The 22,413-nt window shown below is 68.6% G+C and carries 15 protein-coding genes; 4 read left to right on the top strand and 11 right to left on the bottom strand.

What is annotated here, in order from left to right; translation table 11 throughout:
• Positions 1–643: 643 nt before the first annotated feature.
• A complete protein-coding gene (locus tag ACX40P_RS05090; protein ID WP_459125246.1) occupies positions 644–3,142 on the top strand; it encodes a PAS domain S-box protein in 2,499 nt (832 codons plus the stop codon).
• Positions 3,143–3,170: 28 nt separating this feature from the next.
• Here ACX40P_RS05090 and ACX40P_RS05095 read toward each other — a convergent pair whose 3' ends face one another.
• The 5 genes from ACX40P_RS05095 to ACX40P_RS05115 form a co-directional block, all read right to left on the bottom strand.
• Complete coding sequence (locus tag ACX40P_RS05095; RefSeq protein WP_459125247.1) at positions 3,171–4,613, bottom strand: diguanylate cyclase domain-containing protein; 1,443 nt, start codon at positions 4,611–4,613, stop codon at positions 3,171–3,173.
• 262 nt (positions 4,614–4,875) lie between these two features.
• Positions 4,876–5,088 (bottom strand): hypothetical protein, encoded by a 213-nt coding sequence (locus ACX40P_RS05100; protein WP_459125248.1) that lies wholly within the window; start codon positions 5,086–5,088, stop codon positions 4,876–4,878.
• 524 nt (positions 5,089–5,612) lie between these two features.
• Positions 5,613–6,824, bottom strand: coding sequence for a glycoside hydrolase family 28 protein (locus ACX40P_RS05105; protein WP_459125249.1), 1,212 nt, complete (start codon positions 6,822–6,824; stop codon positions 5,613–5,615).
• 210 nt (positions 6,825–7,034) lie between these two features.
• Complete coding sequence (locus tag ACX40P_RS05110) at positions 7,035–7,529, bottom strand: DUF427 domain-containing protein (protein WP_459125250.1); 495 nt, start codon at positions 7,527–7,529, stop codon at positions 7,035–7,037.
• Positions 7,526–7,888 carry a thiol-disulfide oxidoreductase DCC family protein gene (locus ACX40P_RS05115; protein ID WP_459125251.1) on the bottom strand — a complete coding sequence of 121 codons (363 nt, stop codon included), beginning with the start codon at positions 7,886–7,888 and terminating at the stop codon, positions 7,526–7,528. The genes ACX40P_RS05110 and ACX40P_RS05115 overlap by 4 nt, the downstream gene beginning before the upstream one ends.
• A 96-nt stretch (positions 7,889–7,984) precedes the next feature.
• Here ACX40P_RS05115 and ACX40P_RS05120 point away from each other — a divergent pair, with 96 nt between their 5' ends.
• Entirely contained in the window at positions 7,985–8,785 is an 801-nt protein-coding gene (locus ACX40P_RS05120) for a SirB1 family protein (RefSeq protein WP_459125252.1), read from the top strand.
• An 11-nt stretch (positions 8,786–8,796) separates the two neighbouring features.
• Here ACX40P_RS05120 and yghU read toward each other — a convergent pair whose 3' ends face one another.
• The 5 genes from yghU to ACX40P_RS05145 all read right to left on the bottom strand — a co-directional run bounded on the left by yghU (position 8,797) and on the right by ACX40P_RS05145 (position 16,022).
• Entirely contained in the window at positions 8,797–9,669 is an 873-nt protein-coding gene (gene yghU, locus ACX40P_RS05125; RefSeq protein ID WP_459125253.1) for a glutathione-dependent disulfide-bond oxidoreductase, read from the bottom strand.
• A gap of 50 nt (positions 9,670–9,719) precedes the next feature.
• Positions 9,720–11,390 carry an MFS transporter gene (locus ACX40P_RS05130; RefSeq protein WP_459125254.1) on the bottom strand — a complete coding sequence of 557 codons (1,671 nt, stop codon included), beginning with the start codon at positions 11,388–11,390 and terminating at the stop codon, positions 9,720–9,722.
• 80 nt (positions 11,391–11,470) lie between these two features.
• Complete coding sequence (locus ACX40P_RS05135) at positions 11,471–12,769, bottom strand: Hsp70 family protein (protein WP_459125255.1); 1,299 nt, start codon at positions 12,767–12,769, stop codon at positions 11,471–11,473.
• 86 nt (positions 12,770–12,855) lie between these two features.
• A complete protein-coding gene (locus ACX40P_RS05140) occupies positions 12,856–15,351 on the bottom strand; it encodes an ABC transporter permease (RefSeq protein WP_459125256.1) in 2,496 nt (831 codons plus the stop codon).
• Positions 15,348–16,022 (bottom strand): ABC transporter ATP-binding protein, encoded by a 675-nt coding sequence (locus tag ACX40P_RS05145; protein ID WP_459125257.1) that lies wholly within the window; start codon positions 16,020–16,022, stop codon positions 15,348–15,350. Before ACX40P_RS05145 ends, ACX40P_RS05140 begins: the two co-directional genes overlap by 4 nt.
• 24 nt (positions 16,023–16,046) lie before the next feature.
• Here ACX40P_RS05145 and ACX40P_RS05150 point away from each other — a divergent pair, with 24 nt between their 5' ends.
• Positions 16,047–16,766, top strand: coding sequence for an arylesterase (locus ACX40P_RS05150; RefSeq protein WP_459125258.1), 720 nt, complete (start codon positions 16,047–16,049; stop codon positions 16,764–16,766).
• A 20-nt stretch (positions 16,767–16,786) separates the two neighbouring features.
• Here the strand turns inward: ACX40P_RS05150 and ACX40P_RS05155 are convergent, their stop codons facing one another.
• Positions 16,787–19,759: a VIT domain-containing protein gene (locus ACX40P_RS05155; RefSeq protein WP_459125259.1), complete on the bottom strand. Its 2,973-nt coding sequence runs from the start codon at positions 19,757–19,759 to the stop codon at positions 16,787–16,789.
• Positions 19,760–20,134: 375 nt separating this feature from the next.
• Here ACX40P_RS05155 and glf point away from each other — a divergent pair, with 375 nt between their 5' ends.
• On the top strand, positions 20,135–22,405 hold the full coding sequence (glf, locus tag ACX40P_RS05160; protein WP_459125260.1) for a UDP-galactopyranose mutase: 2,271 nt from the start codon (positions 20,135–20,137) through the stop codon (positions 22,403–22,405).
• The last annotated feature ends 8 nt before the right edge of the window (positions 22,406–22,413 follow it).

Consider the following 22,413-nt stretch of genomic DNA (forward strand, 5'->3'; position numbering starts at 1 on the left):
CGCAGGTCTTACACGCATCGCGCTGTGGACAGCCCTGGCGTAGTAGCGCGCCTCACGCCTCCCAGCGAGCCGCAGTGAGTCAAATTCGATCGGCATCGACCTCGACCTCGACCTCGACCTCGACCTCGACCTCGACCTCGACCTGGGCGTCAGCAGGTGTGTGGCGTCGCGGTCGCCGAACGCCAGTCCCGCACGACACCCTAAGTTCGTGCGTAAGACCATAAGACGAAAGTCGTAGACCGCTCAGCAAGCAGTTGCGGTGGCGATGTTTCTCGTCTTTCCGTGCGTGATGGTCACAGGACGTCCGCACGCGCATTGGCAGCCGTCTGGTATTGGCAAAATGGCCGAGGCGATCCGTGCGTACGACTGGTCGGCGACGCCGCTTGGGTCTTTCGAAACGTGGCCGCCCGCCCTTCGAACGGCCACGGACCTCATGCTCGCTGGGCCGGGCGCGGCTGCGATCCTGTGGGGGAATGATCGGGTCCGGCTGTACAACGACGCGTTCGCGCAACGTCTGGCGGCGGCATGCGCAGCCCTGTCGTTGCCCTCCGACATCGTGGATCGGGTTTTCGAAGGGGAGGTGGTTGCGATGCCGTCAGCCCCGTCGTCTTGCGGTGGCGGTGGCGCGGTCACCGAAGCGCCTTTGGCAGGCACCGTCATCCCCATCCGCGACGAGAGCGGTGCGGTCGTGGGCGCCTATCATGTGCCGGCAGAGGCGGCTTCCGCCGATCATGGCCGACCGGCACAAAAGCGGCATCATCTGCGTGTCGAGATCAGCGAAGCCCTTCGCCGATCGACCACTCCGTCGGAGATCATGGCGCTCGTCGCCGCCCGGTTGGGCGAGCATCTCGGCGTCGATCGGGCCGGGTATTACGAAAGAGACGACGACCATTTCATCATTGCGGAGGAGTGGTGCAGCGCCGGCTCGGTCGACATGCGGGGCCGCCACGCGATGGCGGCGTTTGGCCAGGGCACGATAGACCAGCTACGCGCCGGCGAGGCGCTGCGCCTCGACGATACGCGCGTCGCGGAGGGTGCCGATGCCTATGCGGTGAACGGCATGGCGGCGGTGCTGTCGGTACCGGTGCATCACGATGATGTCTGGGTGAGTGGCCTTCACGTCTCCCAGGCTGAACCGAGAGTTTGGACTGACGATGAAGAGGAATTCGTCCGCGAGATCGGCGTCCAGGCCTGGTCCGCCGTCGAACGCGTGCGGGCCGAGCTGGAATTACGCAAAAGCGAGGAGCGATATCGGACGCTGTTCAACACGATCGACGAGGGCTTCTGCGTCATCGAGTTGATCGACGGACCGCATGGCGACCTGAGCGACTACGTCCATCTTCAGGCGAACCCGGCCTATCTATCGAATGCCGGCATCCCCGACATCGTCGGCAAGCGACTGCGTGAAGTCCTGGCGGGGGAGGCGGATGAGTGGAGCAGTATCTTTCGCACGGTGCATCTAACCGGCGCGCCGGTTCGATTCGAGCGCGACCTGCAAGCCACCGGCCGGCACCTCGAGGTCGCGGCGTTTCGGGTCGAGCCGGCGGCTAACCGTCAGGTCGCGATCATCTTCAAGGACGTCAGCGCCCGCAAGCACGCCGAACGCGCAGTGCGGTGCCTGAACGCGACGCTGGAGGAGCAGGTCGCCAAGCGGACAGCGGAGCGGGACCGGATGTGGGACACCTCGCCCGACCTCATGCTCATCATCGATTTCGACGGCTATCTGCGCCGTGTGAACCCGGCGTGGTCGACCCTGCTGGGGTATAGCGCCGACGAACTGGTCGGCCATCACGTCAACGAATTCGTCCTGCCCGGCGATCACGGCAGCACGACGGTCGCCTATGAACTTGCGGCGGCCGGCGGACAGCCCAAGGTCGAGAATCGATACCGTCACAAGGACGGGTCGGTACGCTGGATCTCATGGACCGCGGCGCCTGCCGGCGATCTGACTTACGCAACCGGTCGCGACATCACCGCCGAGAAGGCGCGGCAGGAGGCGCTGGAAGCCGCCCAGCTAAAGCTGCGCCAGGCGCAGAAGATGGAGGCGATGGGCCAGCTGACCGGGGGCGTGGCGCATGATTTCAATAATCTGCTCACGCCGATCATCGGATCGCTCGATATGCTGGTCAGCAAGGGCATCGGGGACGATCGGGAACGCCGCCTGATCGATGGGGCGCTGCAATCGGCGGAACGGGCGAAGACGCTCGTTCAGCGATTGCTGGCCTTCGCGCGACGTCAGCCGCTTCAGCCGACGCCGGTCGATGTCTCCTTGCTGATCGCCGGTATGGCGGATTTGCTGGGCTTTACGCTCGGCCCCCTGATCGATATCCGCGTCGACCTAGCGCCCGTCCTGCCGCTGGCGTTGGCGGACGCGAACCAGCTCGAGATGGCGCTGTTGAACCTGGCGGTCAACGCGCGGGACGCGATGCCTGATGGCGGCGAACTGACCTTGGCGGCGCGACGGGAAAGCGTGCACAGCACGCAGGTGTCGGGCGTCGGGAGAGGGCATTACGTCACCGTCTGCGTCATCGACACCGGCGTGGGCATGGACGCCGATACCGTCGCCCGCGCGACCGAGCCGTTCTTTTCGACAAAGGGTCTGGGCCGCGGCACCGGCCTTGGCCTGTCGATGGTACATGGACTGACCGCGCAGTTGGGCGGCGGACTGACGATCGAAAGCTCGGTCGGTGGTGGGACCACCGTGAAACTATGGCTGCCGATCACCGTCGATGCGGTGGAGGAGGCCGAGCCGCGGCTCGAAGCATCGCCCGTCGCAAGCGCGATAGGCGTTGTACTGCTCGTCGACGACGAGGCTCTGGTCCGTGCCAGTATCGCGGAGATGCTGATCGACGAGGGGTACGATGTCGTCGAAGCGGTCAGCCCCAAGGCGGCGATGGACCTTGTCGATGACGGCTTCGTTCCCGACCTGCTGGTGACCGATCACCTGATGCCCGGCATGAGCGGCCCGCAGCTGGCGCGGGAGATCAGGCGCGTGCTGCCCGATCTGCCGGTCCTGATCGTGTCCGGCTATGCCGAGATCGAGGGGGCCGACGCCGAGTTCAAACGACTGACCAAGCCGTTCCGACGCGGTCATCTGGCGGCCGCGATATCCGACGTGATGCCGGGTGCTGCGGCGAGTTGATTGCGGCGCTGAGACGGTGGGTGCGCGTTCAGGCGCGCCGTACGGCCGCGGCGCCGATCCGACGTATCGCCGCGGTGCCGCGCCGTTCGCGCTTCGCATGGTACAGGGCGGCATCCGCGCACTCCAGCAAGGCCCGGCGGGACGCGTCCCGGACCAAACCGTGGCACAGGCCGAGCGTCGCCGTGACTTGTATCGCTTCAGCTCCCGTCCCGACCGGCACGACCAGCTCACGCAACAGGCGACCGGCGAGCGCGTCGAGGTCGGACAGTAAAGCGGGGTCGGTGACGACGAGGGCGAATTCGTCGCCCCCGAGCCGTGCCGCGTAGCTGTCGGCGAGCCACGGCGCGTTCAACGCGGCGGCGACGCGCTGCAGCACCTGATCGCCGGCGGGATGGCCATAGCGATCGTTGGCGAGTTTGAAATGATCCAGATCGACGAGCACCAGCGCGACTTCGCCGGACGTCGCGCCGGGCTGTAGAATGGCATCCAGGGCGGCGGTGAACCCGCGGCGGCCGCCAAGCTCGGTAAGCGGGTCGGTATTCGCCTGATGCTCCAGCGCCTGTTGCTGCCGGTGTCGGTCGGTCACGTCCTGGAAGACGCCGACCAGCGCGACGACGTTGCCGGCGACGCACTCCGGCTCGGCCATGGCGCGCACGCGTCGCTTGCGCCCGGTGGCGGTGACGAAGTCGAGTTCCAAGTCGTAAGGACGGCCCTCATCGATCGCGCGCTTCACCGCCGCCGCGATCACCTGGCGGTCGGGTTCGGGATAGAAGCGCAGCGCATCCTCCAGCGCGCGGGGCTGGCCTGGTTCGAGGTCGTGGATCGCGTAGACATGTTCCGAATACTCCAGCGCGCCATCGGCGACGGTCAGGCGCCACGATCCGATTTCTGCCATGCGCTCGGCTTGCTGAAGCTGGCTGTGCAGCCGGTTCCGGGCAGCCAATGCTGCCATTAGCCTCGCGGCATCGTCGCCGGCCTCCGCTGCCGCCAGCCGCGCTTCGATCAGTGTTTCGACGACACCACCCAGTCCGCGCAGGTCCGGAACCAGCGCCTCGCCATCGTCGCGGGACTCCTGATCGACGACGCAGACCGTGCCGACAATCTGACCGCGGATCCGCAGCGGCACGCCGGCGTAGAAACGAATAAACGGCTCGGCCCTCACGAGCGGATGGTCGGCATAGGCCGGATCGCTGGCAGCGTCCGCGATGATGGTGAGAGCGCCGCGCCGCAACGTGGCCGAGCAGAAGGACCGCTCGATCGCCATCGCGGCCAGCGGCCCGTTGCTGGACGATTTGAACCACAGCTGATCTTTGTGCGTCAGCGACAGAAAGGCCATGCCGCAGCCGGTAAGTCGCGCTAGCGCTCCGGTCAGCGCATCGAACTCGGGATCACTGGCGGTGCCCAGCACCTGCGCCAGCAACTCGTCGATCGGAGTGGATCCCTGAACGGGGAGATTGTCGCGCTGCCTCATGTGTCGTGCTTGCCACGAACGGGGTTAAGGGCGTGTTTTCACCGCTATCGTGGAACAACGTGGGTCCTGCCGCGGATACTGCAACGTGGCTTCACGCAACTGGTCGACCCGGCGCTCGACGATTAGGCGCGGCGGCAGCGTCGCGACGTGGTTTGTCCGCCCTAAGCTGCGCCATCATCGTCAACGGCGGTGCCGCGTGTTTGGCGATCCCCTGGATCGTCGCGCCGCTGAGCGGGTTGCTGACCCCGCCGGTCATCGGTCATTAAAGTGACCGCACCAAGGGCCGGTCCGGGCGGCCCTTGGTGCATTTCTTAACCGGTGCGGTGCGGTGCTGGCGGTGGCGCTGGTCGGCTTGCGCAACGCGCCCGGGCTTCTCGCGGCGGCTGTATTGCTGTGATTGCTCGATACGTCGCTCAATATCGCGATGGAGCCGTTCCGCGCCTTCGTCGGCGACATGCTCGACAAGGATCAGCACACCGCCGGCTACGCAATCCAGACCGCGCTCATCGGCGCGGGGGCGGTCGTGGGATCGATCACTCCGTACGTGATGGCCATCTCGGTATCGACAATGTTGCGGGCAGGGGAGGCGTGCCCGACACGGTGCGCCACAGCGTTTGATTCGGCAGCACCGCGCTGTTCCTGGCGGTGCTAGGGACCGAGCGAGATTGCTCTGCCGGACGCACCCGACCGTTATGCAATCGAACGTCCGACTGTCCATGCGTGTTTCTACGGAAGGAGCGGCCGGTCGTGCACAAGACGTAGACCGGCCGGATCGACGCGGTTCGCGCGGTGGGTGGTCGCGAAGCGGCCCAGGGTCCGGTTTGCTGCTGCCGATTGCCTACACTGCCTCCAAGACCCACAGGCTTGAGGAGAGATGCGGTGACGTGCGCGCAATGCGACGCAGGACGTATCTGCAAGCGCTAATCGCGATTTTCCTTTGCGACTTGGAAACGAGCCCCGCCGTCCCCGGTCGGATCAGTATCGCCGGACGGCCTTTGATTAAGGAGGGGTGCTTACGGGTCCAGTCTGCTGCCGGCCGTTCACCCTGACATCGTCGAAGCGCAGTCCCGTCACACCTGTCGATGCCAGCCGCGCGTCGTCGAGTGTCAGGTCGAAATCGGCAAAACGAATGTCGGCGATTGTCGTCTGGCCCGGGTTCGGGCGGATCGAACCGAACGCCCCGAACCGCCCGCGCAGACGCGTGAATGTCACGCCGCGGACGATCGAGCGGGGCAGCGTCTCGCCCGACGGGTTGTTGTACTGAGTCCATGGCTCGATCAGCACGATCCGACCGCCGTCATGATCCAGCGTGATGTCGCGCAGGTGGATGTCCTCATAGCGTTGCGGCGTGTCGGGTCGCAGCTTGAGGCGCAGGAGGTTGATCGCGCCGGTGACGCGGCAGTTTTCGATCACCACGTCGCGCACGATCGTCGCCTCGCTGCCGCAGGCGAAGGCCTGATGCCCGCGGCGGAAATGGCAGTTGCGGATGCGGATATGCTCGACCGGCGGGCTGGTGCGATCCTCCAGCGCGCGCGGGCCCTTCGTCCCCTTGGCGGCGATGCAATCGTCGGTGACCGAGAAATAGCAGCCGTCGATCAGCACGTTGCGGCAGCTGTCGAGGTCGATTCCGTCGGTGCTCGGCGCCTGCTTGTAATCGTCGGGGACTTCGAAGCGCGCGCGCCGCACCGTGATGCCATCGCAGCGATAGAGATGCAGGTTCCAGAACTGCGAATCCCTGAACGTCACATCCTCGAGCGTCACTCCCCTCGAATTCTCGATCAGCGCCAGCCGCGCGCGCGGCAGGCCGAGGTTCGGAAACTCGTTGGGAACGGGGGCGGCATTGCGCAGCGCCCAGAAGCGGTCCCAGACCGGGCGCCCGGCCCCGTCGAGCGTGCCGCGCCCGGTGATCCGCAGCCCGTCGCAGCGGTCGGCGTTCAGCAGCGCGGGCGTGAAGCTGTCCTCGAAATGTCCCTCGATCCGCGTGCGGCGGGGTGGGAAGTGCCGCATGTCGGTGGTGCAGCGTAGCACCGCGCCATCGTCCAGATGCAGATGGACGCCGGGTTTGAGAAACAGCGCGCCGCTGACGAAAACGCCGCGGGGGATCACCACCGTTCCGCCGCGCCGCTCGCTCAAGTGGTCGATCGCGGCCTGGATCGCGCGGGTGTTGACGGTCACCCCGTCGGCGACGGCGCCGAAATCCACGATCCGCACGCGCGTAGTTTCCGACCGGAGCGCGCGGGCAGTTGCCGGCCACGCCACGCTTGACAACAGGATCGCGCAACAGGCGCGGCGGGATCGAAGTGAGGCGAGGGGGCTTGATGTCATCGTTCGGTTCCTGCGCCGCGTGGCTTCACGCCGGTGGTGGAGGAGCCGTCATCGCATCGTTCGCAGTCGCCTGTCACGTTGCTCCACCCTATCGGCTCACCAGCCGCGGCTGCCCGGGATGCCCTTGAACGGCCCCGCCACGCCTGACGTGATCCAGCCGCCGTAGAATTCGCCCGGTTGCGGCACCACGGATTCGCCATCGACGCTGCAGCGATCGAACGGTGCCGCATAGAAAGCGACGTGATCGCGCAAGGCCTCGAAGGCGGGGGTCGGGTTGGCATAGCTCCAGCCGACACGAGGGAAGACGACATCGCCGACCACCACGTCCCAATAGGTCGCCGCGCCCTTCCATTCGCAGAACGAACTGCCCTCGGCACGGCGCAGCGTGTCGGGCGCGATGTCGCTGCGCGGGATGTAGTAGCTCGGCGGGTGGCTCGTCTCCAGCGTACGAATGGCCGCGCGCGTATCGGCGATGATCCGCCCGCGATGCTCGATCCGGATGCGCGCGTCGGTCGGCTGCGCGATGGCGGGGCGGGGGAAGTCCCATACGCTTTCCCGACCGGGACCGGCGGGATCGGGGCGCGGCCTCATGTCGGCACGCCCCGGCGGGCCATCCGCTGCAGTACGGGGCGGATCCGCAGGAAGCCGAGATAGGCGGCCTCCAGTATACGCAGCACCATCGGTGATCGCGCCAGCAACCCGATGGGTCGCAACAGCGGGATCGCGCGCCACATCGCGGCGAAGGCGGCGGCGCCCGACAGCAATCGACCGTCCTCGCTGGCGTGAAAACGCGCGAGCAGCACTCGGCGGTCGAGCGGGCAGGCGGTCGCATCCGATCTGGCCGCATCGACGAAGCGGATCGCGCCGCGTGTATCGAGCCGACGTATCAGCGCGATCTCGGCGCGGCAGAGCGGGCAGTCGCCATCGTGCCAGACGGTGAGGTTGGTCATGCACCGCATATGGGAGGCTCGTGGCCGAAGCGCATCGGCCAAACCGACGACAGCTCGCCCGTTCCAATACGGGGTCGCGCTTCCCATCTGTCCTTTATGGATGACGACCTGAACGAACTCGGCCTCATCGACGATGAGGAGATCGCCCTCGACGAGGCGGCGCTCACGCTGGCGTTGCTCGATCATCCAGACATCGACCCTGACCCCTATGACGGCCTGCTGGACGCGATGGCGGCGCGGCTCGAGGTGGCAGGCGGCGATGCCGAGACGCCGGCCGAGCGGGCCGACGTTCTGGCCGCCGTGCTTGCCGGCGAGTTCGGGTTCGTAGGGGATGCCGAGACCTACGATGATCCCGCCAACGCCGACCTCATCAGCGTGCTCGATCGTCGTCGCGGCCTGCCGGTCAGTCTCGCGATCCTCTGGGTTGCGATGGCCCGGCGGCTGGGTTGGGAGGCCGACGTGCTCGACGTTCCCGGCCACGTCCTCGTCGTGATCGGTGCGGAGGCCGTGCCGGTGATCGTCGATCCCTTCGCCGGCGGCGGGCGCGTCGACGCCGAACGGCTTGCCGCGCTGGTCGAGGCCTATGCGGGCGGCGGTCGCGCGGTGGCGCATATCGCGGCGATGCCGAACCGGGCGGTGCTGGTCCGCCTCCTCCAGAACCAGGCATCGCGCGCCGAGCATGCGGGGAAGGGGCGCCGCGCGCTCGAACTCTACGGGCGCATGACGGTGATGGCCCCGGCATATCCGCATGCGTGGTGGGAGCGTGCCCGGCTCGAAATGGTCGACCAGGATATCGCCGCGGCGCGCCGCAGCCTCGGCGCGATGCTGGAGATTACGCGCGACGCCGATTTGCGGCGGCGAGTGACGCAAGCGCTGGAGGCGCTGCCGGGCGGCTGACCCCCCTTTGGCTATGGCTGCGCCTGAAGCTTGTCCTGCGTGCGCGTCTCGAAATCGCCCGCGTCATGGCGTTCGTGCAGCTGGCTAGACGGGGCGCCGGTCACGCGATTGACCATGCGACCGCGCTGCACGGCTGGACGAGCGGCCAGTTCCGCCGTCCAGCGCTGCACGTTGCGATAGTCCTGCACCTGCAGGAACTCGCCCGCACCATAAAGCTCGCCTTGCACAAGCTGGCCGTACCAGGGCCAGATCGCCATGTCGGCGATCGTGTAGTCCGCCCCGGCGACGAACTCGCTATCCGCCAGCCTGCGGTCGAGCACGTCCAGCTGCCGTTTGGTTTCCATGGCATAGCGGTTGATCGGATATTCGAACTTCTCGGGCGCATAGGCATAGAAATGCCCGAAGCCGCCGCCGAGAAACGGTGCGCTGCCCATCTGCCAAAACAGCCACGACAGGCACTCCGCGCGCGCCGGACCGGTCGTGGGCAGGAAGGCACCGAATTTCTCGGCGAGATACATCAGGATGGCGCCCGACTCGAAGACGCGCACCGGCTCCGCATCGCTGTGGTCGACCAGCGCCGGGATCTTGGAATTGGGGTTGGCCTCGACGAATCCGCTGCCGAACTGGTCGCCCTCGCCGATGCGGATCAGCCAGGCGTCGTACTCGGCTCCGGCATGACCGGCGGCCAGCAACTCCTCGAGCATGATCGTGACCTTGACGCCGTTCGGCGTGCCCATCGAATAGAGCTGGAGCGGATGTCGGCCGACGGGGCGTGGCGTGTCGCGGGTGGCACCGGCGACCGGACGATTGATGCTGGCGAAACGGCCGCCGCTCTCCCTGTCCCAGGTCCAGATTGTCGGCGGCGTGTAGGCGTCATTGCTCATCATGGTTTTCCCGTTGAGGGCCGTCAGGCGATGCGATGCGAATTTGCACCTCAGGCCTGGCGAGCAGGATCGGTCAGCGGCGGATCGAGCGCAACGATGTCGTTCGCGTCGTCCAGCACGGCGTCGAGATCGCGCGCGATCATCCGGCGCACCCGCGGGTGCTCGGTGCTCGCGGTCAGCGCGCGCAGACGGTCGCCGACCGCCGCGTCGCCCTTGGTCGCGCGCTCGTTGTGCCGCACGGTTTCGGTCCAGGTCGACGTGTCGTAGCGCTCGATCCAGGTATCCGGCTGCGTCAGATCGCGCAGCAGCGACCAGTGTCGCGCGCCGTCGCGCCGCCGGATGCGTCGCCGCTCGACCATCAGATGCAGGAACTCGGCGAGATTTTCGGCGGCGACGCGATATTCGATGGTAGTGACCACCGGTCCGCTGCGCCCCTCGATCGGCAGCGCCAGCGTCGGCTCCTTCCAGCGCCCGAGCGGCTCGAGGTCGAGCTTCTGCGCGGTCGCAAGCGGAAAGCGCAGCCCCAGCACCAGGCAGCCCACCGAAACGCCCGCCGATGCCAGCAGCGCGGTGGCGACGCCCGCGTGCTCGGTCACGCCGCCCCACAGCCAGCCGCCCAGCGCCATGCCGCCGAACGCCGACATCTGGTAGAGCGCCAGCGTCCGCCCCACGACCCAGCGTGGCGACGCCATTTGGACGGTGACGTTGAAGGTGGAGAGCGCCAGCACCCAGCCGGCGCCCCCGATCGCCAGCGCGAGCATCGTCAGCACCACCGAACCGCTGACCGCCGTCGCGGCCGAGGCTGCAGCGAGCGCGATCAGTGCCATCCGGACGAACAGCTCGGTCGACAGCTTCCGGCGCAAGCCGCTGGAGAAATACGCGCCCATCACCGCGCCGATACCGAAGGCGCCAAGCAGCAGGCCGAAGGTCAGCGGCCCACCCGCGACGAGGTCACGCGCGACGAGCGGCATCAGCGCGGGGATCGCGCTCGCGCCCAGTCCGAAGATCAGGCTGCGCGCGAGCACGGTCAGGATCGCCGGCGACATGGCGACATAACGCACGCCGGCCCCCATCGCGCGACCCAGCGTCTCGCGCTGCAGCCGCTCCAGCCGCGCGGGCGACCGCCAGCGGGCGAGCACGAACAGCAGCCCCAGATAGCTGACCGCATTCACCGCGAACGCCGCGGCGGCCCCGAAGGCGGCGACGATCAGGCCGCCCACCGCCGGCCCGGTACTCCGCGCGACATTGAAGCCCATGCTGTTGAGCGCCACGGCGGACGGCAGGTCGTCGCGCGGCACCATGTCCCCGACCGACGCCTGCCACGCCGGACCGTTCAGCGCCGCGCCGGTGCCGATCAGGAAGGTGAAGGCGAGCAGGAGCCACGGCGTGAGCGCGCCGAACCAGGCGGCGACCGACAGCAGCAGCGACACGACCAGCATGAAGACCTGCGCCACCAGCATCAGCCGGCGCCGGTCGAACGTGTCGGCCAGCGCCCCCGCCAGCAGCGAGAACAGCATGATGGGAAGCGTGGTCGACGTCTGGACCAGGCTGACGAGGGTCGCCGACGCGCCCAGCGACACCATCAGCCACGATGCACCCACCGACTGGATGAGCCCGCCGAACCGCGACAGCAGGTTGGCGATCCACACGTCCCGAAAGATCGGATAGCGAAACGGCCGCAGCGGCGAGGTCGCGGCGAACCCGCCGCCCTCGGTATTCATGCCCCGTCCCTCCACACGCCAGTCTCCCGCAATCCCGCACCGAACGTACGGGCGCGCCGCGCGGATCCGCGGACGACGCCTCACGCTGCCCAGACGGCAGGATCCGCTTCTCCCCCGATCAGCGCCAGGCCGTGCGCGATCGACGTGAGTTCCCCGCCCGTCGCGATCCGCTCGCTGCCGAAGCGGCGGTCGAACAGCGCGCGGATCGCGGGGATGAGCGAGGAGCCGCCGGTCAGGAAAATCCGGTCGATCGCGTCCGGTCCGATTCCCGCCGCCGCGAGTGCGCCGTCCATCGCCGCCTCGATGCGGTGCAGGTCGTATGCGATCCATTCCTCGAATTCGGTGCGACGAACCTCCGCCGCGATCTCCACGCCGCCGCCTTCGAAACGAAATTCGGCGCACTCCTGCGTCGACAGCGCACGTTTGAGCCGGCCGACCGCGTCGTAGAGCGGAAAGCCCTGCTCGTGCTCGATCAGCGCGATCATCCGTCCGATCGGCTCGGGCTCCAGCGCCTGCCGCTGCAACCGCCCGAGCTCGTCCAGCGTCCGCCGGTTGCGCATCAAAGCAAGGCGCGACCAGTCGGCGAAGTCCGCAAACCAGCCGCCGGGGATATCGAGCGTCTTCCCCATCGAACGATATTGCCCGCCCTTGCCGATCATCGGCAGCACCAGCCGGTCGACGATGTGGCGGTCGAATCGGTCGCCGGCGATGCCGACGCCGGTGGACGCCAGCGGTACGCAGCGCCGTTCGGCGCCTGGCTCGGCCACGCGTACGATCGAGAAGTCGGTGGTGCCGCCGCCGAAATCAGCGACCAGCACCGTCGCCGGTTCGGTCAGGCGGGAGGCATAGCTGTACGCCGCGCCCAACGGCTCGTAGACATAGTGGACCTCCACCCCGAACTCGCGCAGCATCAGATCGTAGCGCTGGCGCGCGAGCGCGGGATCGGGGCGGGCGCCCGCATATTCGACGGGCCGTCCGACCATGACGCGGTCGGGCCGCTCGTCCAGCTGACCGCCCGCATGGCCGACCAGCCGCTGGAGAAGCAGGCGCCCGAAATCCTCGAAGCGGAACGGTTTGCCGAAGATCAGGGCGCGTTCGAACGACGGCGATGCGGCCACGGTCTTGAACGACTGGACGAAACGACTGTCGATCGGCGACTGGAGATATTCGGCGATCGCCCACGGGCCGGCTTCGCAGGCGATCCCGTTCAGGGCGCGATCCTCCTCCCAAAAGCTGAGCGCGGATCGGAACACCGGCCCCGTCGCCTCCGCGCCCACCATCTCGATGAGGGTGGAGCCGGCCGCGCCATCGGTGCGCGCGACGACGGTATTAGTGGTGCCGAAATCGAGCCCGAGCGCGCCCGCGGATTGGCCTGTCACGAGATGCGCTCCGATCCGAATAGTGGCTCCCCGGGCGGGGCGGGCCCTATGCCACCCGCCGTCCGACCGGGCAACCGGGTGCGGGCCTACAACGCTCTGAGCGCCGCCGCCGGCCGTGCGCGAAGCACCGGCAGCGTCCCGGCGATACCGATCGCGATCGTCACCACGGCACCACCGCCCAGCGTCGCCAGCACCACCGTCCAATCCGGCAGCCAGTCGAAATCGAACACCTGCGTGACGACGAACCACCCGCCGCCCACACCGAGCGCCAGCGCAACCGCACCGACGATCCCCGCCAGCAACGCATATTCGATCGCCTGCGTCGCCAGCACCTGACGGCGGGTCGCGCCCAGCACCTTCAGCATTACCGCATCATAGGTCCGCGCGGCGCGCGCTGCCGCGATCGCGCCGAGCAGGACCGCGATGCCCGCCAGCACCGCGATGCTGGCGGCGACGGTGATCGCGGTCGCCATCTGGCCGACGACGTCCTGCACCTGCTGCAGCACCCCGCCGACCTCGACCACAGAGGTCGACGGGAAGCGTGGCAGCAATGCCTTCGTCACAGCCGGTGCCCTCGCGGCGGGCATGTCGATCGTCGCGGCGAGGTTGTGCGGCACGTCGCCAAGCGCGCCGGGGGAGAACACCATCACGAAGTTGAAGCCCAATGTATCCCACGCGATCCGCCGGAACGACGCGATTCGCGCGGTGCGCTCCAGCCCGAGCACCGACACCGTCAGCGGGTCGCCGATCTTGAGATTCAGCGCATCGGCCAAGCGCTCGTCGATCGAGACGAGGCTGCCGCGTTCCTCCGCCGCCGTCCACCATCGCCCGGAGGTCAGCGTACTACCCGGCGGCAGGGCGGCGGCGAAGGTCAGCCCGCGCTCGCCCCGCAACGCCCACGCGCCTTCCGGGACCGTCGCCAGATCGGCGACGCGGGTGGTGCCATAGGCGGTGATCGTGCCGCGCATCAGCGGGACGGTGGCGATCCGGGCGCCCGGCGCCACGGCGGTGACGGTGCCGCGGAACGCGCTCTCGCGCTCGGGCGGCACGTCGAGCGCGAACAGGGCGGGCGCGCGATCGGGAACCGATCGGCGGATATTGCCGTCGATGCTGGTGCGGATGCTCGCGAGCAGCACGAACAGCGTGAGCCCGAGCCCGAGCGCGACGACCAGCGACACCGTCCGCGCTCCCGGCCGATGAATCCCGGCGAGCGCGAGCCGCGCGAGCGGGCGGCGGGGGCGGGGCAGGCGGGCGGCGCCCGCGCGGATCAGCGCGCCGATGCCGACGAGTACCGCCAGCGTCGCCGCCGTGGCGCCAAGGAACGCGGCGGCAAAGGCGGGCCGGCCGCTCGTCAGCAACGCCAGTGCGACGACGGGCATGCCCGCCGCCACGGCCCAGGCTACTCCGCGCCACCCGCTGCTCGCCCGCGCATCGATCGCGCCACGCAGCAGCGCCGCCGCCGGCACCCGACCCGCCGCGACGAGCGGCGGCGCGCAGAAGGCGAGTGCGATCAACAGGCCGTATGCCGCCGCCAGCGCCAGCGGCACCGGCGCGATCGTCAGCCCCGGCGCGACCGGCAGCACCGCGCCGACCGCGATGCCGACCAGCGGCACCGCGACGATGCCGGCGATCAGCCCGAGCAGGATGCCGACGCCGGCAACGGCGAGCAGCTGGAGCAGATAGCCGCGCGCGACGACGTCCGATGTCGCGCCGAGCACCTTGAGCATCGCGATGCTGCCGCGGCGCGCCTCCAGATAGGAGCTGACCCCGTTGCCGACGCCGATCCCGGCGATCACCAGCGCGGCAAGGCCGACGAGCGTCAGGAACTCACCCATTCGCGCGATGAAGCGACTGGCGCCCGGCGACGCGCGATCGCGGGTGCGGGTTTCCCACCCGGCGGTCGGGAAGCGGCGTTCGAACCGTTCGATGATCGGTGCTGGGTCGCCGGCGGCGGCTATGCGGTATTTGGTTTCGTACAGGCTGCCCGGCTGGATCAGGCCGGTGCGATCGAGCCCGGCGCGCGAGACGATCGCGACCGGCCCGAGGGTGAATCCTTCGCCCAGTCGGTCGGGTTCGTCGGCGATGACCCCGCCGACGCGAAAGCGTGCGGTGCCGAAGCGCAGCATGTCGCCCGCGCGCACCGCCAACCGCTCGGCCAGAGCGCGGCCGATCCAGACGGCGTCCGCCGCCGGCGCCCGCACCACGCGGCCATCGGCCAGCGTCAGCCGGCCGTAAAGCGGATAGGCGGCGTCGACCGCCTTCAGCTGCACCGGCGCGGTCGCACCGCTGGCGGTGACCGCCATCGACTGCATCCTCACGGTTTCGGACACGCGCCCGACCGCACGCATTGCCGCCAGCTCGGGCGGATCGGCCAGCCGCTGCGACACCGACAGCTCGACATCACCGCCGAGCAGCACCTGTCCCCGCGCCGCCAGTTCGCCGCCGATCGCCGCGCTCAGGCTACCGATCGCCGCCAGCGCACCGACGCCGAGGAACAGGCAGAGCAGCAGCAGGCGCAAGCCCCGAAACCGCGCCGACAGCTCGCGCCGCGCGAGCCGCCACGCCAGCGACCAGCCGTTCACGCGACGATCCGGCCGTCGGCCAGTTCGATCACGCGGTCGCAGCGCCGGGCGAGGGCAGGGTCGTGCGTGATGACGACCAACGTCGCACCGGTGGCGGCGCGGCGATCGAACAGCAGGTCCATCACCCGTTCACCGGTGGCGGCGTCCAGGTTGCCGGTGGGTTCGTCGGCGAACACGATCCGCGGGCGAGGCCCAAGCGCACGGGCGATGGCGACGCGCTGCTGCTCGCCGCCCGACAGTTGCGCGGGATAATGATCCAGCCGATGCGCCAGTCCCACCGCGGTCAGTTCCGCCTCTGCCCGCGCGAAGGCGTCGGCTTCGCCGGCCAGCTCCATCGGCACCGCGACATTCTCCCGCGCGGTCATCGTCGGCAGGAGGTGAAAGGCCTGCAGCACGATGCCGATCCGGCCGCGCCGCGCGATCGCGAGGCCATCCTCGTCCAAGGTACCGAAATCGGTGCCCGCCACCTCGACCCGGCCCGATGTCGCGCGCTCGAGTCCCGACAGCACTGCCATCAGCGACGACTTGCCCGATCCCGATGCGCCCAGCAGCGCCAGGCTCTCGCCGTCCGCGACCTCCAGATCGATGCCCTTCAGGATCTCGACCGGCGCGGCACCGCCCAGCGTCAGCCTTACATCCGCGGCGCGGATGACCATATCGCGTGGCTTCATGGTTTCGGGGATTCCAGGACAGAGATGACGAAGACGCCATATGTGGTCGGAGCCACGCTTCTCCAAGCTGCACTGTTGTCCGCCTGCGACGCCCCACGCGACGACGCCCAGCCGCCCGCGAATGTTTCGACGCCGGCGCCGACGCCCACCGCGAGCGTGCCGGTCGCCGGGCCGAAGCGCACCGTGCTCGCCTTCGGCGACAGCCTCTATGCGGGCTACGGCCTGAAGCGTGGGGAGAGCCTGCCCGACGTGATCCAGTCGCGGCTGCGGGCTCAGGGGATCGATGCGACGGTGGTGAACGCCGGCGTCTCGGGCGACACCACCGCGGGCGGTCGTCGGCGGCTGGCCTATACGCTCGACCGGATGACGACGTCGCCCGACCTCGTCATGCTCGGGCTGGGCGGCAACGACGTATTGCGTCAGGTCGATCCGGCGGAAACCCGGGCGAACATGGTGGCAATGCTCGACGAACTGGCGAAGCGGCGCATCCCCGTGCTCCTGACGGGCATGATGGCACCGCCCAATCTCGGCCCAGATTTCGCCGGCCGCTTCAACGCGATCTGGCCCGACCTTGCAAAGGAACACGAAGCGGTACTCGATCCCTTCATCCTGCAAGGCGTCCTCGGCAACCGCCAGCTGATGCTCCCGGACGCCGTCCATCCCAATGCCCGCGGCGTCGATCGCGTGGCGGACCGCGTCGCGCCGCTGGTGGCGAAGCGGCTGGCGGCGCTGCCCGCGAACTGAGCCGCGCCGCCGGCCTCAACTCAGCGTTGCACCTGCAAGGTCGCGACCGGCCGGGTCCGGTCTTCGTCGTTGCGGTTCCGTGCGGTCTGGAACGACAGGTCGACATCGATCAGCTCCTGCGCCGCGCTTTTACGCCCGAAATTGCGTTGCAGTCGGATGAGGACGTGGCCGGGGCCGTTGGGGTTGATGCGGTCCGCGTCATAGCCGTTGATGCGGACGCGATATGCGCCGGCGGGCGCGCGGCGGATGGCGTATTCCTCCGGTCCATAACCATCGGTCATGTCGTTCGAGATCTGCCCGCCCGCGCTGCTCAGCTTGTTTGAATACATCACGCGCTCGCCATTGGGCTCATCGACCCACAGGTCGATGTCGGCGTCGTCCGCGGTCCATTCGATGACGATGCGCGCATCGGTGTCGGTCAGCCCGACGAGGCGCTTGTCGAGCGTCCACCGCCCGTCCGCCGCCGCGATCTGCGGGATGAGGGCGTTGGCCTCCATCAGCGCGATCACCTCGATCCCGTCGAACTCGCTCGACGCGGGGTTGAGCGCCGTGTCGACCAGCAGCTGGAACGCGCGCTCGAGGTCGGCGCGACCCGCAGACCCCGCCGCTCGCCCGCGCGCCGCCAGCGCCAGCGCGAGATCGCGGCCGGGCTGAGGCCGGAATTCCGCATTGGCGGCGGCGAGATGCTCGGCTAGCTCGACCGCGCGGTCGAAGACGCCATCGCGCTCGAGCCGAAAGGCGACGATCTGACGCGTCTCGTCGTCGCTGGTCGGCAGCTCCAGCGCCGACAGGAGCAGGAGCGCCGCGGTCGCCGCATCGCCCTTGCGCCGAAACCATTCCGCGGTGTCGAGGTAGAAGGTCGGCACCGACCCATAGGCGCGTTCCTGCTCGGTCAGTACCGCCAGACGCCGCGCCGGCGCGGCGCCGTCGAGGGCGGTGATGTACGGTCGCCTGGCGATCAGGTCTGCCATGTCGATCTTGATCGCCGCCGGGGGCGTTTCCTGCGTCGGCGCCAGGTCGCGCCGGATCGTGCCAGTGACGACCACGTCGTTGGCATCATTCTCGACGGCCAATGGCGCGCTCGACACGATCGCCGGTGGCACGACGCGTCGCGCCTCGTTTCGACCCGGGGAAGGCGGGGGAGGCGCCGACAGTGGCGCTGGCGGCGGGGGTGGCGGGGGAGCCGGTTCGGGCGGCCCATATGCCTGTTCGCCGGACGCGCGCCGCACCTTCGCTCGGGTCCGCGGCGTGAAGCTCCTGTCCCACCACGCGCGGCGCTCGCGCCACTGTTTGACCACGAAGGCCAGCCGCTCCTGGCGCGCGTCGCGGCGCTCCTTGTCCCAGTCGCGCTTGGCGTCGCGATAGGTCTTGAGCCACTCGGCCCCGAACCCGTCCGGCGGAGTCAGGTCGGCGCGCAGATACTGGTCGGGGCGCTCCAGCACCAGGAACGACATGCCGGGCCCGGCGACCTGATAGCGTCGCGCGGTCTGCGCCATCTCCGCATGTTGCGCCGGATCGTCGGCCAGCGCCGCCACGCGGCTGGCCGCCCACAGCGCGGCGGGCGCTTCGGCGGCCACGGGCGAGCCGGCGGGGGCATAGCGCCGCTCGCCACCACCGCTCAGGCGCACGGTGACGCCGCCCGTTGCCGGCATCGGGCCGACCAGCAGCCACCGTCCCGGCCCGGCCGGCAGTGCGCGCGTATCGATCCGCCGTCCTGCCGCGTCGATCACCGCTATCGGTGCCCTCCGGCGGGCGGAGAGCGCCGCCAGCGCATCGGCCTCGCCGCCGACGCTCAGCCTTACGACGCTGCCGCCGCTCCGCTGCGTCAAACGCCCGAGCCGCGCGCCGTCCGCTCCCGGCGCGGCGGTCAGCGCGGTCAGCGAGCAATCGGGCGCGAACGCCACCCCGCGGTCGATGGTGAGATTCCCGTCGGACACCAGCACGCACTGCGTCGCCGCCGCCAGTCGCAGAGTATCGAGCCCAGCGAGCGACGTCCCGCCGCGATAGGTGACGCGACCGAGCGCCGCCCTGAGCGCGGCGGCGTTGCCGAGCGTCGCGACCTGCGGCCGGTCGCTCGCGAAGGTCACGAGGTCGATCGCATCGGGCACGGTGCGCTCGGCGAGGCGGGCCAGCACCTCGGCCTCCAGATCGGTACGGTCGGCGCGGTGCGAGAGCGAACGGTCCCAATAGATGCGCAGGCGACCGCCGCGCGACGGCGTCGTCGGCTGGCGCCCGGCCGCGTCGTCGATCACGAAGAAGGCCTGACCGTTCGGATGCCGCGCAACGATCATCGGCCCGCTCGGCGTGCCGCCGGTGACGGTCAGCCCCTCGCGCAACACGGCCTTCCCGAGCGCCACCTCTCCGCGCCAGCCGTCGCCGTTGCGGGTGAGGCCCAGCGGCGGCTGACCGCCAAACCGGACGGCGGGGGCGGCGGCATAGCCGTCGGCGGTGACCGCCACCGTCACTCGCCCGATCGCGCCATCGCGTGCGAGCGGCAGCGCGAAGCCGAGTGTCGGATCGAACGCCGCTACGAAGGTAACGCGGAAACGGCGGGGATGGGTGGCGTCGATCGGAAAGATACGCGTCGTGAACCTGTTGCCGGCGACCTCCGCCAGACCCGGATCGATGCCGGCGCGAACTTCGTCCTCATAGACGTTGCGGGCCTTGGGCGCCTCGAGCAGCTGGCCGGGGATCATCTTGCCATCGACATCAAGCGCATAGCCGGTGACGACAGCATCGGCCGGCAGCGTGAGCGCGAGGTTCGCTTCGTAGGCGGTCGCGTCATCCGACCCGATCAGCATCTCCACCGTCACATCGGCGGTGCGGCCGACCAGATGCGCGCGCACGTCGAGCGCGTCGATGCGCAGGTGCGCGGTCGGTGCATCGTCGCGCCGGATGCCGCGCTCCGCCTCGCTCAGCGTCGGATTGTTCTGCGCCCGCGCCGCAGGGGACAGCGTGACGATAGCGACCACCAGCAGCCAGAAACGCCACATCCGCTACTTCCCCCTCCGTCGGCCACGACGTCGACAAGCTGTACGCGCCCGACGGCGCTGTCAACGCGACGCACGTGGTATCTCGGCATAGAGGCTGGTGCAGGTTCCGTCAGTGCTGGCATTGGCTAGGCGTGTCGTCCGTCAAATGCTGCAAGTTCATGGCCTTATCATGAAGTGCCATGGAAATGTCGCTTGCCCGAAACATCGAAATCTCTTGCACTCGTTCGAGTATCCGATGTTTGCGAAACACTCACCTCATGTCGCCCCGACCTGAACGTAAGCAAAATAATTCCTCGGACTACGATCCATATCAACGCGCATGTCGATCGGACCGGTTAGCGCTCGGGCGAGCCGGGGGGTTCGCAGGAGTAGTCGATGCACCTCGTGGCCCCGCTTGCCGCCAATGATTCCACCGCGTCCGGCATTCTGCTCTGCTTCTCGCATCTGCGCTGGGATTTCGTGTTCCAGCGGCCGCAGCATTTGATGACGCGATTCGCGCGGCACCTGCCGGTCGTTGTCTGGGAAGAACCCGAATTCGCCGATGGAATCGCACCGGCACTCGCAGTGCGCCATGAACGCGGCGGGGTACGCATCGCGACGCCGCGCCTGCCCCACGGAATCGAGGGCGCCGCGATGGAGTTCGCGCTCGCCGGATTGTTGCAGGCATTTCTGGCTGACGAGCCGCCGGTGAAGATACGCTGGTACTACACCCCGATGATGCTCGCCTTCTCGCGCGACGTCGCCGCGGCGTGCACCGTCTATGACTGCATGGACGAGCTGTCGGCCTTCCGCTTCGCGCCGCCCGAACTGCTCGCGCTCGAAACCGATCTGCTGGCGGCGGCCGACGTCGTCTTCACCGGCGGCTACAGCCTGTACGAGGCGAAGCGCGCGCGCCACCGCGACGTGCGGCCATTCCCCTCTAGCGTCGATGTCGAGCATTTCGCGCGCGCCCGCGCCCATGCACCGCGCGAAGACCGAACGCCGCGGCTGGGCTTCTACGGCGTGATCGACGAACGCATGGACCTGGACCTGCTGCGACACCTGGCTGAGGCGCGGCCCGGCTGGATCATCGAGATGGTCGGCCCCGTCGTGAAGATCGAACCGTCCGACCTGCCGCAATGCGCAAACCTGCTCTATCCGGGCATGCGCAGCTATGACGAACTGCCCGCGACGATCGCCGGTTGGGACGTCGCGCTGATGCCGTTCGCGATCAACGAGGCGACGCGCTTCATTAGCCCGACCAAGACGCCCGAATATCTGGCGGCGGGCCGGCCGGTCGTCTCGACCCCGGTCGTCGATGTCGTCCGCCATTACGGCACGCTGGACGGCGTGCGCATCGCCGATGCGGGGCCGGCGTTCGTCGCCGCCTGCGACGCGGCGTTGGCGCTGGCGCGGGGGACCGACCACGGTTGGCGCGATTCCGCCGACGCGCTGCTGTCCACCACCTCGTGGGACGACACCGCGGCGGCGATGCTCGCGGCGATTGCCGGGGTTTCGAAGGCGGCCGAGCCGGATTCATACGACTATCTGATCGTCGGCGCAGGCTTCGCCGGCGCGGTGATGGCGGAGCGGCTGGCGGCCGATGGCGACAAGCGCGTGCTGGTCATCGACCGGCGTCCGCATATCGCCGGCAACGCCTTCGATGTTCAGGATGCCGCCGGCATCATGATCCATCAATATGGCCCGCACATCTTCCACACCAATTCGACCGAGGTGTTCGATTATCTGTCGCGCTTCACCGAATGGCGGCCGTACGAGCATCGCGTGCTGGCGGACGTGCGCGGGCAGCAGGTGCCGATCCCGATCAACCGCACCACGCTGAACGCGCTGTTCGATGCCGGGCTGGAGACGGACGCCGATGCCGCCGCCTTTCTAGCGGCGCGTGCCGAACCGGTGGCGGAGGTGCGCACGTCGGAGGATGTCGTCGTATCGGCGGTGGGAGACGAGCTCTATCGCCTGTTCTTCCGCGGCTACACGCGCAAGCAATGGGGGCTCGATCCGTCCGAACTCGACAAGGCGGTGACCGCGCGCGTGCCGACCCGCACCAACGACGACGACCGCTATTTCTCCGATACGCACCAGGCGATGCCGAAGGCCGGCTACACCGCGATGTTCGCGGCGATGCTCGATCATCCCAACATCACTGTCCGGCTCGGTACAGACTTCGCGGACGTGCGGGACAGCGTCGATTACGGGCAACTGGTCTTCACCGGGCCGATCGACGAATATTTCGACCATTGCCACGGCCGCCTGCCGTACCGCTCGCTGCGGTTCGAGCATCGCACGCTGCAGACCGAGCAGCATCAGGCGGTGGCCGTCGTCAACTATCCCGAAGAGGCCGTGCCGCACACCCGCGTCACCGAATACAAGCATCTGACGGGTCAGGTCTCGCCCGTCACCAGCGTCACCTTCGAATATCCGGCGGCCGAGGGCGATCCCTATTACCCCATTCCCCGGCCCGAGAATCAGGCGCTGTTCAAGCGCTACGAGGCGCTGGCGCTCGCGGAACCCGACGTGATTTTCGTCGGGCGGCTGGCGACCTATCGCTACTATAATATGGACCAGGTCGTCGGTCAGGCGCTCGCCACCTATCGCAAGCTGAAGGCGCGCGAGCATGATGCGGCCCCGGCCACGGTGGCGGCGTAAGGCGGTCC

The sequence above is a fragment of the Sphingomonas sp. RS2018 genome (assembly GCF_054489605.1).

Excerpts from the sequence above, each read along its gene's own strand:
- glf (WP_459125260.1), top strand. The coding sequence starts at position 20,135 with ATGCACCTCGTGGCCCCGCTTGCCGCCAATGATTCCACCGCGTCCGGC.
- ACX40P_RS05145 (WP_459125257.1), bottom strand. The coding sequence starts at position 16,022 with ATGAAGCCACGCGATATGGTCATCCGCGCCGCGGATGTAAGGCTGACG.
- ACX40P_RS05155 (WP_459125259.1), bottom strand. The coding sequence starts at position 19,759 with ATGTGGCGTTTCTGGCTGCTGGTGGTCGCTATCGTCACGCTGTCCCCT.
- ACX40P_RS05130 (WP_459125254.1), bottom strand. The coding sequence starts at position 11,390 with ATGAATACCGAGGGCGGCGGGTTCGCCGCGACCTCGCCGCTGCGGCCG.
- ACX40P_RS05095 (WP_459125247.1), bottom strand. The coding sequence starts at position 4,613 with ATGAGGCAGCGCGACAATCTCCCCGTTCAGGGATCCACTCCGATCGAC.
- ACX40P_RS05150 (WP_459125258.1), top strand. The coding sequence starts at position 16,047 with ATGACGAAGACGCCATATGTGGTCGGAGCCACGCTTCTCCAAGCTGCA.
- yghU (WP_459125253.1), bottom strand. The coding sequence starts at position 9,669 with ATGAGCAATGACGCCTACACGCCGCCGACAATCTGGACCTGGGACAGG.
- ACX40P_RS05110 (WP_459125250.1), bottom strand. The coding sequence starts at position 7,529 with ATGAGGCCGCGCCCCGATCCCGCCGGTCCCGGTCGGGAAAGCGTATGG.
- ACX40P_RS05120 (WP_459125252.1), top strand. The coding sequence starts at position 7,985 with ATGGATGACGACCTGAACGAACTCGGCCTCATCGACGATGAGGAGATC.
- ACX40P_RS05115 (WP_459125251.1), bottom strand. The coding sequence starts at position 7,888 with ATGACCAACCTCACCGTCTGGCACGATGGCGACTGCCCGCTCTGCCGC.